Below are 13,832 nucleotides of genomic sequence, written 5' to 3' on the forward strand. Positions count from 1 at the left end.
ATCCCGCCCCCGCGCGCTAGAGTCCCCCGCGACAAGGACGTTACTGATCAGTAAGGGAGCGGCCATGCGGCTCGGAATCAACCTCGGCTACTGGGGCGCCGGGATGGACGGCGACAACCTCGCCGTCGCGCAGGAGGCGGACCGGCTCGGCTACGACGTGTGCTGGGCGGCCGAGGCGTACGGATCCGACGCACCCACGGTGCTCTCCTGGGTCGCGGCTCAGACCGAGAGCATCGACGTGGGTTCCGCGATCTTCCAGATCCCCGCGCGCGCCCCCGCCATGACCGCGATGACGGCGGCCACCCTGGACTCACTCTCCGGCGGGCGTTTCCGTCTCGGCCTCGGTGTGTCGGGACCGCAGGTCTCCGAGGGCTGGTACGGGGTGAAGTTCGACAAGCCGCTCTCCCGGACCCGCGAGTACGTCGAGATCGTCCGCAGGGCGATGGCCCGTGAGCGCCTCTCCTACGAGGGGGAACACTGGACGCTTCCGCTGCCGGACGGCCCCGGTAAGCCGATCAAGCTCACCGTGCACCCTCAGCGGGAGCACATCCCGCTGTACATCGCCGCGATCGGACCCAAGAACCTCGAGCAGACCGGCGAGATCGCCGACGGAGCCCTGCTGATCTTCCCCTCGGCCGAGCACCTGGAGGACACCGCGCTCACGCACATCCGGGCGGGCCGCGAGAAGGCCGGCAAGACCCTGGAGGGCTTCGACGTCTGTCCGACCGTGCCGCTCGCCGCCGGTGACGACAAGGACGTCAGCGCGCTCGCGGACACCTTCCGTCCGTACACCGCGCTGTACGTCGGCGGCATGGGCAGCCGCAAGCAGAACTTCTACAACCGCCTTGCGCAGCGCATGGGTTACGAGAAGGAGGCCGCCGAGATCCAGGACAAGTACCTGGCCGGCGACAAGGCGGGCGCGGCCGCGGCGGTCCCGCACCAGCTCATCGACCAGACCACGCTCCTCGGCTCGGTGGACCGTATCGCCGACCGGATGCAGGCCTACGCCGCTGCGGGAGTCACCACTCTGACGCTGGCTCCCGCGGGTTTCACCCTCGACGAACGGCTCGCGGCGCTGCGCGCCGGCACGGACGCCCTGGACCGGGCGGGCCTGGCCTGATCCGAAGGATTCGCGGCCGTGGTGGGGGCTCGGGGGTCGTCCCCGCCACGGCCGTCTGCTGGACAACGCTCCGGCGGCCCCACCGGTTACGCGCGGCGGCAGGCGGGTCCGCGGGTCAGAGCCAGCCGCGCCGTTTGAACTGCCGGTACAGACCGAAGACGATCCCGGCCATCAGGACGATGACCACCGGATAGGACCAGGTCCAGGTCAGTTCCGGCATGTGCTGGAAGTTCATCCCGTAGATACCGGCGACCATCGTCGGTACGGCCGCCATGGCCGCCCAGGCGGAGATCTTGCGCATGTCGTCGTTCTGCCGGACGCCCATCTGCGCCAGATGGGCCGAGAGGATGTCGGACAGCAGCCTGTCCAGCCCCTCGACCTGCTCGTTGGCGCGGGTGAGATGGTCGCCGACGTCCCGGAAGAACGGTTGGGACCGCTCGCTCACAAAGGGCACCCCCGCCCCGGCAAGGCGTGTCATGGGCGCCGTCAGGGGCCCGGTCGCCCGGCGGAATTCCAGCACCTGGCGCTTGAAGGTGTAGATCCGTGACGCGGTGTTCTTCGCATCGCCGCCGTTGGGGGCGAAGACCTCGGCCTCCAGTTCCTCCAGGTCGGTCTGGAGCTCCGCCGCCACATCGATGTAGTGGTCCACGATCGCGTCGCTCACCGCGTACAGGATGGCGGTGGGACCGTGCTTGAGCACATCCCGCTCCTTCTCGAGACGCTGGCGTACGGCGGCGAGCGGGGCGGCGTCGCCGTGCCGGACCGTCACCACGAAGGAGTCACCGACGAAGATCATCAACTCGTCGGTGCTCACGGTGTCGGTCTGCGGTTCGTAGATCACCGGCTTCAGCACCACGAAGAGCGAGTCGTCGTACACCTCGAGTTTGGGCCGCTGGTGGGCACGGAGCGAGTCCTCCACCGCGAGGGCGTGCAGACCGAACTCGCTGGTGACCATCGCGAATTCCTTCTCCGACGGCTCGTGCAGCCCGATCCACAGAAAGGCATCGCCGCGGGACCGCGCCTCGGCCAGGGCGTCGGAGAAGTCGGACGGTCCGTCGACGCGGCGTCCGTCCTGATAAATAGCGCAATCGACAATCACGGCGCGCATTCTTCCTTTGCCGGCTCAGGTCCGCACGCGCAGGGGTCAACACCCGGGGGTGTCCTACGCTGGCTGCCATGGCCATGTTGATCCTTGTACGGCACGGACGCTCCACCGCCAACATCTCCGGGGTGCTGGCCGGCCGGACGCCGGGTGTTTCCCTGGACGAGCGCGGTGCGGCGCAGGCCGCCGCACTGCCGGACCGTCTGAGCGGGCTGCCGCTCGCAGCGGCCGTGGTGAGCCCCCTGCAGCGCTGCCGGGAGACCCTGGCACCGCTGCTGGCCGCCCGCCCGGACCTTCCCGTGCACACCGAGGACCGGATCAACGAGTGCGACTACGGCGACTGGTCGGGCCGCAAGCTCGCCGAACTCACCGACGAGCCGCTCATGAAGGTGGTGCAGCAGCACCCCTCGTCGGCCGCCTTCCCCGGCGGTGAGTCGATGCGCGGGATGCAGGCGCGGGCCGTGGAGGCGGTACGCGACTGGAACGCCCGGATCGACGCCGAGCACGGCGAGGACGCGGTCTATGTGATGTGTTCGCACGGCGACATCATCAAGTCTGTGATCGCGGACGCACTGGGCATGCATCTTGACCTCTTCCAGCGGATTCACGTGGATCCGTCTTCCCTGACAGCCATCCGCTACACCCGCCTGCGCCCCTTCCTGGTACGCCTCGGTGACACCGGTGATCTGGCTTCGCTGGCACCGCCCGAGAACCCTTCGGGAACGGACGCGGCAGTCGGCGGTGGCGCGGGCGCACCGTGATCGCTCCGCGCAGTAGGGTGGGCTGGCTGTAATCCGCCCCACCCCCGCAGTCGAATCCCCTCTGGAGATCAGGACGTGTCCCGTCAGGTGTACTTCTACGACCCGCCGGACCGCTTCGTTGCCGGTACGGTCGGGCTGCCTGGGCGCCGTACGTTCTTCCTCCAGGCCTCGTCCGGGCCCCGCGTCACCAGCGTCGCTCTGGAGAAGACCCAGGTGGCCGCGCTCGCCGAGCGCATCGACGAACTTCTGGACGAGGTCGTGCGCAGGACCGGGGGCAACTCACCGGTCCCTGCCGTAGCCCCGTCCGAAGCCGGTGACACCGCGCCCCTGGACGCCCCTGTCGAGGAGGAGTTCCGCGTCGGCACCATGGCGCTGGCCTGGGACGGTGACGAACAGCGCATGATCATCGAGGCCCAGGCCCTGGTCGAGCTGGAAGCGGACACCGACGAAGACCTGGCGGAGGCCGAGGAACGGCTCCTCCAGGACGACGAGAACGGCCCGCCGATGCTCCGGGTCCGGCTGACCGGGGCCCAGGCACGGGCGTTCGCCAAACGCGCGCTCGACGTCGTGAACGCGGGCCGCCCGCCGTGCCCGCTGTGCAGCCTGCCGCTCGACCCGGAGGGACACGTATGTCCGCGCCAGAACGGATACCGCCGCGGAGCGTGACGGTCAACGAGCTGCTCAGCAAGGGGGAGCTCACCGTTCGCGGCCGGGTGCGGGAGGCGTCGAACGCCGTGCTGTACTGCTCGGTCTCCCACGAGGGTGAGGAGGCCGCATGCGTGTACAAGCCGGTCGCCGGTGAGCGTCCGCTCTGGGACTTCCCGGACGGAACGCTGGCCCAGCGCGAGGTGGCCGCCTACGAGATCTCCGAGGCGACCGGCTGGGGCCTGGTGCCGCCGACGGTTCTGCGTGACGGACCGTACGGCGAAGGCATGTGCCAGCTGTGGATCGAGGCCGAGGCCGAGCCGTCCCTGCTGGCCCTCGTCGAGGAGGAGGAGCCCGGCGAGGGATGGAAGGCCGTCGCCTTCGCCGAGGTGGGCGAGGGACGGACCGCGCTGCTCGTGCACGCCGATGACGAACGGCTGCGCAGGCTCGCGGTGCTCGACGCGGTGATCAACAACGGTGACCGCAAGGGCGGCCATCTTCTGCCGGTGTCCGGCGGCCGGCTGTACGGCATCGACCACGGCGTCACGTTCAACGTCGAGGACAAGCTGCGGACCCTGCTGTGGGGGTGGGCGGGAGAGCCGCTGACTGCAGAGGCCTGCGCGGTGCTGGACGCACTGGCCGGTGGCCTGGAGCCCGGAAGCGGGCTTGCCACCCGTCTGGCCGAGCTCATCACCGCCGCCGAGCTGGACGCCTTGCGCGGACGGGTCGCCTCGCTGCGCTCGAGCGGCCGTCATCCCGAGCCGAGCGGCGACTGGCCATCCATCCCGTGGCCTCCGGTCTGAGGGCCGCCTCTGTGCCTGGCCGCCCCGTCCGGAGCAGCCCAGGAGGGCGGTTCGGGCTCGGGCGGGCCGGTGGCGGGACCCGGCACCGGTGCGGCCCGACTCGCTGCCGCTGTCACGCAAGACCGCCTATTCGGCCAAAGTCCCCGGTCCGGTTCGTCTCCTGAACTGACGTCCGGTTACGCTCATGACATGCATGCCTGGCCCGCTTCTGAGGTTCCCGCCCTGCCCGGCAAGGGCGCCGACCTCCAGATCCACGACACCGCGACCGGCGGCCGAGTCACCCTCGACCCCGGCCCCGTCGCCCGTATCTATGTCTGCGGCATCACGCCGTACGACGCGACCCACATCGGTCACGCGGCGACCTACAACGCGTTCGACCTCGTTCAGCGCGTGTGGCTCGACACCAAGCGGCAGGTTCACTACGTCCAGAACGTGACCGACGTGGACGATCCACTGCTCGAGCGGGCGGTGCGCGACGGTCAGGACTGGACCGAACTCGCGGAGCGGGAGACGGCGCTCTTCCGCGAGGACATGACCGCCTTGCGGATGCTCCCGCCGAAGCACTACATCGGGGCCGTCGAGGCCATACCCGGCATCGTGCCGCTCGTCGAGCGGCTCCGGGACTGCGGCGCCGCGTACGAGCTCGAGGGCGACGTGTACTTCTCCGTGGAGAGCGACACGCACTTCGGCGAGGTCTCGCGCCTCGACGCCGAAACGATGCGGCTGCTGTCCGCGGAGCGCGGCGGAGACCCCGAGCGTCCCGGCAAGAAGAATCCGCTCGACCCGATGCTCTGGATGGCTGCCCGGGAGGGCGAGCCGAGCTGGGACGGCGGTTCACTGGGCCGCGGCAGGCCCGGCTGGCACATCGAGTGCGTGGCCATCGCCCTTGACCACCTCGGAATGGGCTTCGACGTGCAGGGCGGCGGTTCCGATCTCGCCTTCCCGCACCACGAGATGGGCGCATCGCACGCCCAGGCGCTGACCGGTGAGCATCCGTTCGCGCAGGCCTATGTGCACGCCGGAATGGTCGCCCTGAACGGCGAGAAGATGTCCAAGTCCAAGGGCAACCTGGTCTTCGTGTCGAAGCTGCGTCACGACGGCGTCGACCCGGCAGCCATCCGGCTGGCCCTGCTGGGGCACCACTATCGCGACGACTGGGAATGGACCGACCGGGTCCTCCAGGACGCCGTCGAGCGGCTCGCCCGCTGGCGCGCAGCGGTCTCCCGGCCCGACGGGCCGTCCGCCGACGCTCTGGTGGATGAGATCAGGGCGGCGCTCGCCGACGACCTCGACGCACCTTCGGCGCTGCGTGCCGTCGACCGCTGGGCCGCGCTCCAGCAGTCCGGCGGTGGTACGCGCGAAGACGCACCCGGCCTGGTGTCGCGCGCTGTCGACGCCCTGCTCGGAGTGGCGCTCTAGGGCCTTTCGTCCGGAGCAGGGTCTTTCTTCGGATCAGGTCGGCCCGGCACGATCCGAACGGGAGGCCCCGGCCCTCACCGGGCATCCCGGACAGCAACACCAGGAGGGGCGGTGCTCAGGCACCGCCCCTCCTGGTGTTCGCCTTCGATGTCCGAAGGCGGCGTCCACCGGATGTCCCCGGCTCAGTCCTCGGTGGTTTCCTCGGGCCCGCTGTCCTCGTCGGGAGAGCCACCGGAGTCACTGTCGGGCCGCGGCGCTTTCGGCGGCCGCGACCGGCCGCCCGCCCCGCCCGATGTGTCCCGCCGGTAGCTGCTGCCCTCGCCGCCGTCCGTCGCGTGGCCGCCGGCCTGCTGGCCCGGGCCGGGACCGCCGTCACGCCGCCGCAGATACCGCTCGAACTCACGGGCGATGGCTTCGCCGGACGCCTCGGGAAGCTCCGCGGTGTCGCGTGCCTCCTCCAGTGTCTGGACGTACTCGGCGACCTCGCTGTCCTCGGAGGCCAGTTGGTCGACCCCGACCTGCCAGGCCCGTGCGTCCTCGGGCAGTTCGCCCAGCGGGATGCGCAGATCGAGGAGATCCTCCAGGCGGTTGAGGAGCGCCAGTGTGGCCTTCGGGTTGGGCGGCTGCGAGACATAGTGCGGCACCGCGGCCCACAGGCTCACTGCCGGGACACCCGCATGGGTGCATGCTTCCTGGAGGATGCCGACGATGCCCGTCGGGCCCTCGTACCGGGTCTCCTCCAGGTCCATGGTGCGCGCGAGGTCGGCGTCCGATGTGACTCCGCTGACCGGAACCGGCCGGGTGTGCGGGGTGTCACCGAGCAGTGCGCCGAGGACAACCACCATCTCGACACCGAGTTCATGGGCGAAGCCGAGGATCTCGTTGCAGAAAGAGCGCCAGCGCATGGACGGCTCGATACCGCGGACAAGTACCAGGTCCCGGGGCTTGTCACCGCCGACGCGGACCACGGAGAGTCTGGTGGTGGGCCAGGTGACCTTGCGGACCCCCGCTTCGAGGAACACGGTGGGCCGGTTGACCTGGAAGTCGTAGTAGTCCTCGGCGTCCAGCGCCGCGAACACCTCGCCCTTCCATTCCCGGTCCAGATGGGCGACCGCGGTGGAGGCGGCGTCACCGGCGTCGTTCCAGCCCTCGAACGCGGCCACCATGACCGGGTCGATCAGCTCGGGAACTCCCTCCAGCTCGATCACCCAGTGCCTCCTTCCGAAGTTCTTTGCGTACGCACCAACCTTACGGCTTCCGCGGGGCCCGGCCGCAGCCCCTTTGCAGCTCCGGACCGACTCCGTCATCTCGGGCCGCAGCGCAGACAGCCTGCCCATATCGAAGTGATTCATCCGAGCTGTGCCGGCCATTTTCGTCCCGCCTCTGGACGCTGCGCCACGGCGAGGTCTATACATCGGATGACCGAAGAAAGGTCCGATGTTCTTCCTGGGAGTGTGAATGAGCCCGACCGTCACGGGGTTCGAGGTCCACGACATCCGATTCCCCACCTCGGAACAGCTCGACGGCTCCGACGCCATGAATCCCGACCCCGACTACTCCGCGGCGTATGTGGTGCTCAGCACCGACGCCCCGGACGGTGTTGCCGGCCATGGCTTCTGTTTCACCATCGGACGGGGCAACGAGGTGACCGCCGCAGCCATAGAGGCGCTGCGGCCCCATGTCCTGGGACGGACCGCCCCACTCACCCCGGTGGAACTCGCCGCGCTCCACCACGACCTCACCCATGACTCGCAGCTGCGCTGGCTCGGCCCCGAGAAGGGGGTCATGCACATGGCCGCGGGCGCCGTCATCAACGCGGCCTGGGACCTGGCCGCGAAGGCAGCGGGCAGACCGGTGTGGGAGTTCCTCGCGCGGATGTCGCCGGAAGAACTGGTCTCCCTCGTCGACTTCCGGTATCTCACCGACGCCCTCACCCCGCAGGAGGCCCTCGCCATCCTGCGCGCCGCCGAGCCGGGGCGCGCCGAGCGGACCGCCAGACTGCGCGCGGAGGGTTACCCCGCCTACACCACGTCGCCCGGCTGGCTCGGCTATTCCGACGAGAAACTGGTCAGGCTGTCCAAGGAGGCCGTGGCCGACGGCTTCGGACAGATCAAGCTCAAGGTCGGCGCCGACCTCGACGACGACGTGCGGAGGATGAAGCTCGCACGGGCCGCTGTCGGGTCCGGCATCCGTATCGCGGTGGACGCCAACCAGCGCTGGGACATACCGGATTCACTGCGCTGGATGGAGGCGCTCGCCCCCTACGAACCGCACTGGATCGAGGAGCCCACGAGTCCCGACGACATCCTCGGCCACGCCGCGGTCCGCGCGGGGCAGCCCGTCAAGGTCGCCACCGGCGAGCACGCCGCCAACCGGGTCGTCTTCAAACAGCTGCTGCAGGCCGGCGCCGTCGACTTCGTACAGATCGACGCCGCCCGGGTCGCCGGAGTCAACGAGAACCTCGCGATCCTGCTGCTCGCCGCCAAGTACGGCGTCCCGGTCTGCCCGCACGCCGGCGGGGTGGGCTTGTGCGAACTCGTGCAGCATCTCGCCATGTTCGACTACGTGGCCGTTTCCGGCAGCTGGGAGGACCGGGTCATCGAGTACGTGGACCATCTCCACGAGCACTTCGTCGACCCGGTGGTGATCCGCGCGGGACGGTATCTCGCTCCGCTGGCACCAGGGTTCTCCGCCCGTATGCATCCCGGTTCGATCGCCGGACACAGCTATCCCGAGGGACCCGTCTGGCGGGCCCGCCGCACTACGGAGGAGGTCAACTCGTGACCGCTGCACTCGACTTCGAAGGTCTCGCCGCTCTGGTCACCGGCGGCGCTTCCGGCATCGGAGCGGCCATCGCCACCGAACTGTCCGCGCGGGGCGCACGCGTCGCGGTCATCGACCGGGAGACCGAGGGAGTGCCGGAAGGCGCCCTCGCGCTCAAGGCCGATGTCACGGACGACGACGCGGTGCGGGAGGCGGTGGCCACCGCGGCAGCGGAATTCGGCGCCCTGCACACCGTGGTGTCCAACGCGGGCATCGGGGCCATCGGCACGGTTGCCGACAACCCCGACGAGGAGTGGCGGCGTGTCCTGGACATCAATGTCCTCGGCATGGTCCGCACCGCCCGCCATGCGCTGCCGCACCTGCGGCGCGCGGCCGTCGAACGCCCCGGCTGTGTGTCGGTCACCCACACCTGCTCGATCGCCGCGACGGCGGGGCTGCCCCAGCGGGCCCTCTACAGCGCGAGCAAGGGCGCGGTCCTGTCCCTGACCCTGGCGATGGCGGCCGACCATGTCCGGGAGGGCATCCGCGTCAACTGCGTCAACCCCGGCACCGCGGACACCCCCTGGATCGGCCGGCTGCTCGGACAGGCCGAAGACCCGGCAGCCGAGCGCGCCGCGCTCAACGCGCGCCAGCCCACCGGGCGGCTGGTCACCGCGGACGAGGTGGCGGCAGCGGTCGTCTATCTCGCGAGTCCGGCCGCGGCCGCCGTGACAGGCACCGCACTCGCGGTCGACGGCGGTATGCAGGGGCTGCGCCTGCGCCCCACGGCCGGCTGATCCGGAACGGCCGGCACGGCCGGCACAGCATCGAGCGCCACTCGGACAAGGACAGGAACGCTATGAGAGTGCGTACAACGAGTGCGGCGGCCTGCGCCGTACTGCTGGCCGTCACCGCCCTCGCGGGCTGCAATCGTGACTCGGGCAGTGGACCGGCGGACAAGAAGGTCGGGATCGACCTGCCCCGCAGCGACAGCGACTTCTGGAACTCCTACCAGCAGTACATCAAGAAGGGCGTGGACGCCGGGGAGGTCGAGGCGCTGCCGCTGACCAACTCGCAGAACGACATAGGCAAGCTCGTCGCCAACGTCCAGACCTTCAGCGACCAGGGCGCCAAGGCCGTGATCATGGCCCCGCAGGACACCGGGGCCATCGCATCCACGCTGGGCGGCCTGAACAAGAAGAAGGTCCCCGTCATCAGCGTCGACACGCGCCCCGACAAGGGCGATGTCTACATGGTGGTGCGTGCCGACAACCGCGCATACGGCGAGAAGGCCTGCCAGTACCTGGGAAAGCAGCTCAAGGGGCAGGGCAAGGTCGTGGAGTTCCAGGGCGACCTCTCCTCGATCAACGGCCGTGACCGCTCGGAGGCCTTCAAGTCCTGCATGGCCGGCAGCTTCCCGAAGATCAAGGTCTTCGAGCTGGCCACCGACTGGAAGGGCGATGTCGCGTCCGCCAAGCTGCAGTCCACGCTGGCCGCCCACCCCGACATCAACGGTATCTACATGCAGGCAGGCGGCGTCTTCCTGCAGCCCACCCTCGCGCTGCTCGGACAGAAGAAGCTGCTGAAGCCCGCCGGTACCAAGGGCCACATCACGATCATCTCCAACGACGGGATCCCGGAGGAGTTCGACGCCATCAGGGCCGGGAAGATCGATGCGACGATCTCGCAGCCGGCCGATCTCTATGCCAAGTACGCGCTCTTCTATGCCCGGGCGGCACTCGAAGGCAAGACGTTCAAGCCCGGTCGCACCGACCACGACTCCACCATCATCAAGATCCCCAACGGGTTCGAGGACCAGCTCCCCGCACCGCTCGTCACCAAGGCGAACGTCAACGACCCGAAACTGTGGGCCAATCAGCTGGCGAAGAAGAACTAGCCATGCCGGACGCACCTGCGGTTCATGCGGAGGGCATCGTCAAACGCTTCGGTTCGACCGTCGCGCTCGACGACGTACGTCTGACGGTCAGGCCCGGCGAGTCGCATGCGCTCGTCGGGCGCAACGGCGCGGGCAAGTCGACGCTGGTCGGCGTGATCACCGGACTCCACAAACCGGACGCGGGCCGGGTCGCCTTCGGCGGAGAGCCGGCGCCCGCCTTCGGGGACACCAGGGCCTGGCAGTCCAGGATCGCCTGCGTCTACCAGAAGTCCATGGTCGTCCCGGATCTCACCGTCGCCGAGAATCTCTTTCTCAACAACTTCGGCCTGGACAACACGGGACCCGGCGGCCGCTGGATCGGCTGGAGCCGGCTGCGCGCACGGGCCGGGGCGCTGCTCGCCGAGTACGGGGTGCGGGTCGACCCCCATGCGCGGGCCAGGGATCTCACCGTGGAGCAGGTGAAGTTCGTGGAGATCGCGCGCGCCCTGTCCTTCGGCGCCCGGCTGATCATTCTGGACGAGCCGACCGCCCAGCTCGACGCCCGCGGCATCCAGAGTCTCTTCGCCAAGCTCCGTGAGCTGCAGAGCCAGGGGGTGGCGTTCCTCTTCATCTCCCATCATCTGCAGGAGGTGTACGAACTCTGTTCCACCGTCACCGTCTACCGTGATGCCCGGCACGTGCTCACTGCGCCCGTCGCGGAACTGGGCAAGGCCGATCTGGTCTCAGCCATGACGGGCGAGTCGAGTGCCGGCGCCTCGTCCTGGCACGCTGTCGCCCGGGCGGTACGGCCCGCCGGTGCCGTACCGGATACCGCCGAGCCCCTGCTGCGTACCGACGGGCTCGCCCTGGAGGGCGAGTTCGAGCCGCTGGACATCGCGGTACGGCCCGGCGAGGTTCTCGGCGTCGCGGGCGCGGCGGCCAGTGGCAACACCGCGCTGGGCGAGACCCTGGCCGGGATGCGGAAGCCGACCGGAGGGCGGGTCACCGTGCACGGCCGGACAGTGGTGCCCGGCAGCGTCCCGCACGCGCTGGACGCCGGCATCGGCTACATCCCCGAGGACCGCCACCGGCAGGGGCTGGTGCCGGAACGCAGCGTGGCCGAGAACGCCACCCTGACGGTGGCCGACCAGCTCGGGCCGTGGGGGAGCGTACTGCCCTCCCGCACCCGGGAGTTCGCCCGCTCGATGATCTCTTCGCTGGACATCAAGACCACCGGCCCCGAACAGAAGGTCTCCGGTCTGTCCGGAGGCAACCAGCAGAAGGTGGTGGTGGCCCGCGCCCTTGCCCGGAAGCCGAGCACCCTCGTCGCCGTGCGTCCGACGGCGGGTGTGGACGTTAGGTCCAAGGACGCGCTTCTGGGAGTGGTCCGCCGCGTCGCCGACGAGGGCAGCGCGGCGGTGATCGTCTCCGATGAACTCGACGACCTGCGGGTGTGCGACCGGGTGGTCGTGCTCTTCCACGGACGGGTGGTCGCCGAATACGACAGCGGGTGGACGGACGGGGAACTCGTCGCCGCCATGGAAGGTGTGGGGGAGCGGGCATGACCGACACGATGGGGTCACTGACAGCCGACGGGAGCGAGGCGGAGGCCGCCCCGCTCCGCAGCAGGCTGGCGCTGGTCCGCTGGAGCGATTTCTCGCTGGTGCCGGTGATCCTGGTGCTGATGGTGATCGGGTTCATCGTCTCGCCGGTGTTTCTGACCTCGGACAACCTGATCAGTGTGATCCAGCAGTCCTCGGAGCTGAGCCTGCTGGTGCTCGGCCAGGCGCTGATCCTGATCTGCGGGCGGATGGACCTGTCGCTCGAGTCGACCATCGGCATCGCACCGGTCATCGCGATGTGGCTGGTACTGCCGTCGCACGGCGGCCGTTTCGAGGGGCTCGGGCTGCTGCCTGCCTGGATGGCGGTTCCCGCCTGCCTGCTGGTCGGCATCGCCATCGGCGCGGTCAACGGCTTTCTGATGTTGAGGCTGCGGGTCAACGGATTCATCGCCACACTCGGCATGCTGACCATGCTGAGGGGGCTCCAGATCGGTATCACCGAGGGCAAGTCGATCATCGAGGTACCGTCGTCCTTCAGCTACCTGGGCAGCGCGTCCTGGCTCGGCGCCCCCGCCGCCGTCTGGATCTGTCTCGCGCTCTTCGCGGTCGGCGGCGCGGCGCTCGCCTGGCTGCGGCACGGGCGCTCGCTCTATGCGATCGGCGGCAATCCGGAGGCGGCCAGGGCCGCCGGTATCAGGGTCGACCGGGTGACCTGGATCGTGCTCGCGGTCGGCGGGCTGCTCGCCGCTTTCGCCGGGGTGCTCTACACCGGTCACTACGGCTCGGTGGCGGCCAACCAGGGCAATGGCTGGATCTTCCAGGTGTTCGCCGCCGCCGTCATCGGTGGCATCAGCCTCAAGGGCGGACGCGGCACGCTCTTCGGCGCGCTCACGGGCGTTCTCACGCTGCAGCTGGTCGTCAACGTGATGACCCTCGGCGGGGTGCCGGCGCTCTGGAACCAGTTCCTCAACGGGGCGATCATCATCGTCGCCCTGGTCATCTCGCGCTTCGCCAGCGGGGAGAAGCAGGACTGACCGCGCTCACAGCGTCGACCTGAGCCACTGCTCGACGCTGGCGATGTGCACCGTCGCCCAGGACCGGGCCGCCTCGGCGTCCCGGTCCCTGAGCGAGCCCAGGATGGCGCGGTGCTCATGGAGGGTACGGCTGACCGCGTCCTCCTGGGTCAGCCCGCGCCACACCCGTGCCCTGGTCGTCGGTCCCGAGAGGCTGTCGAGGAGCGAGCACAGCACGGAATTTCCCGAACTCTGCACGATGCCCCGGTGGAACTCCAGATCGCAGGCGACCAGCTCCTCCACCGACGGCTGCGGGCCCAGTGCGTCAAGCTGTGCGGTCAGCGCGTCCAGTTCGTCCGTGCTGATCCGGTGCGCGGCCATCGCGGTCGCGGCCGGCTCCAGAATGCGGCGCACCGCCAGGAACTCCAGCACCGTGTCGTCGCGGTGGAAGTCCACGACGAAGCTCATGGCTTCCAGCAGCAGTTGCGGATCGAGACTGGTCACGTACGTACCGTCGCCCTGGCGCACATCGAGGATACGGATCAGCGACAGCGCGCGGACCGCCTCCCGCAGCGAGTTGCGGGAGAGGCCCAGTTCGGAGGCGAGTTCACTCTCCTTGGGCAGCCGGTCGCCGGGCCGCAGCGCACCCGAGACGATCATTTCCTTGATCTTCTCGATGGCTTCGTCGGTCACAGCCATGGGGAACCTCGCCTCGAAGACATCCGATGTATCAGACGATTATGGCGCCTGTGGCGCCCCCTTTGCATC

The 13,832-nt window shown here is 69.4% G+C and carries 13 protein-coding genes; 10 read left to right on the forward strand and 3 right to left on the reverse strand.

Features of this window, described 5'->3' with window-relative positions; genetic code table 11:
• Nucleotides 1–64: 64 nt before the first annotated feature.
• On the forward strand, nt 65–1,120 hold the full coding sequence (locus OHS16_RS25895; RefSeq protein WP_328539651.1) for an LLM class F420-dependent oxidoreductase: 1,056 nt from the start codon (nt 65–67) through the stop codon (nt 1,118–1,120).
• A gap of 115 nt (nt 1,121–1,235) precedes the next feature.
• Here OHS16_RS25895 and corA read toward each other — a convergent pair whose 3' ends face one another.
• Nucleotides 1,236–2,228, reverse strand: coding sequence for a magnesium/cobalt transporter CorA (gene corA / locus OHS16_RS25900; RefSeq protein ID WP_328539652.1), 993 nt, complete (start codon nt 2,226–2,228; stop codon nt 1,236–1,238).
• A gap of 68 nt (nt 2,229–2,296) precedes the next feature.
• Here corA and OHS16_RS25905 point away from each other — a divergent pair, with 68 nt between their 5' ends.
• From OHS16_RS25905 to mshC, 4 genes are all read left to right on the forward strand, one after another.
• Nucleotides 2,297–2,983 carry a histidine phosphatase family protein gene (locus OHS16_RS25905; RefSeq protein WP_328539653.1) on the forward strand — a complete coding sequence of 229 codons (687 nt, stop codon included), beginning with the start codon at nt 2,297–2,299 and terminating at the stop codon, nt 2,981–2,983.
• A 75-nt stretch (nt 2,984–3,058) separates the two neighbouring features.
• Entirely contained in the window at nt 3,059–3,649 is a 591-nt protein-coding gene (locus tag OHS16_RS25910; protein WP_328539654.1) for a DUF3090 domain-containing protein, read from the forward strand.
• Nucleotides 3,613–4,431 carry an SCO1664 family protein gene (locus OHS16_RS25915; RefSeq protein WP_328539655.1) on the forward strand — a complete coding sequence of 273 codons (819 nt, stop codon included), beginning with the start codon at nt 3,613–3,615 and terminating at the stop codon, nt 4,429–4,431. The genes OHS16_RS25910 and OHS16_RS25915 overlap by 37 nt, the downstream gene beginning before the upstream one ends.
• A gap of 189 nt (nt 4,432–4,620) precedes the next feature.
• Entirely contained in the window at nt 4,621–5,850 is a 1,230-nt protein-coding gene (gene mshC / locus OHS16_RS25920) for a cysteine--1-D-myo-inosityl 2-amino-2-deoxy-alpha-D-glucopyranoside ligase (RefSeq protein WP_328539656.1), read from the forward strand.
• A gap of 182 nt (nt 5,851–6,032) precedes the next feature.
• Here the strand turns inward: mshC and OHS16_RS25925 are convergent, their stop codons facing one another.
• Complete coding sequence (locus OHS16_RS25925; protein WP_328539657.1) at nt 6,033–7,058, reverse strand: PAC2 family protein; 1,026 nt, start codon at nt 7,056–7,058, stop codon at nt 6,033–6,035.
• Nucleotides 7,059–7,308: 250 nt separating this feature from the next.
• Between OHS16_RS25925 and OHS16_RS25930 the strand changes: the two genes are divergently transcribed.
• The 5 genes from OHS16_RS25930 (at nt 7,309) to OHS16_RS25950 (ending at nt 13,085) form a co-directional block, all read left to right on the forward strand.
• The gene (locus tag OHS16_RS25930; protein ID WP_328539658.1) at nt 7,309–8,634 is read left to right on the forward strand and encodes an enolase C-terminal domain-like protein; all 1,326 of its coding nucleotides are present in this window, start codon (nt 7,309–7,311) and stop codon (nt 8,632–8,634) included.
• Nucleotides 8,631–9,410: an SDR family NAD(P)-dependent oxidoreductase gene (locus tag OHS16_RS25935; RefSeq protein WP_328539659.1), complete on the forward strand. Its 780-nt coding sequence runs from the start codon at nt 8,631–8,633 to the stop codon at nt 9,408–9,410. Before OHS16_RS25930 ends, OHS16_RS25935 begins: the two co-directional genes overlap by 4 nt.
• A 62-nt stretch (nt 9,411–9,472) precedes the next feature.
• Nucleotides 9,473–10,510 carry a sugar ABC transporter substrate-binding protein gene (locus OHS16_RS25940; protein ID WP_328539660.1) on the forward strand — a complete coding sequence of 346 codons (1,038 nt, stop codon included), beginning with the start codon at nt 9,473–9,475 and terminating at the stop codon, nt 10,508–10,510.
• 2 nt (nt 10,511–10,512) lie between these two features.
• Nucleotides 10,513–12,054, forward strand: a complete 1,542-nt coding sequence (locus OHS16_RS25945; RefSeq protein WP_328539661.1) for a sugar ABC transporter ATP-binding protein — start codon at nt 10,513–10,515, stop codon at nt 12,052–12,054.
• Nucleotides 12,051–13,085 carry an ABC transporter permease gene (locus OHS16_RS25950; protein ID WP_328539662.1) on the forward strand — a complete coding sequence of 345 codons (1,035 nt, stop codon included), beginning with the start codon at nt 12,051–12,053 and terminating at the stop codon, nt 13,083–13,085. The genes OHS16_RS25945 and OHS16_RS25950 overlap by 4 nt, the downstream gene beginning before the upstream one ends.
• A gap of 6 nt (nt 13,086–13,091) precedes the next feature.
• Here OHS16_RS25950 and OHS16_RS25955 read toward each other — a convergent pair whose 3' ends face one another.
• Complete coding sequence (locus OHS16_RS25955; protein ID WP_328539663.1) at nt 13,092–13,763, reverse strand: FadR/GntR family transcriptional regulator; 672 nt, start codon at nt 13,761–13,763, stop codon at nt 13,092–13,094.
• Between the last annotated feature and the right edge of the window lie 69 nt (nt 13,764–13,832).

The sequence above is a fragment of the Streptomyces sp. NBC_00344 genome (assembly GCF_036088315.1).
In the GTDB taxonomy this organism is placed as follows: domain Bacteria; phylum Actinomycetota; class Actinomycetes; order Streptomycetales; family Streptomycetaceae; genus Streptomyces.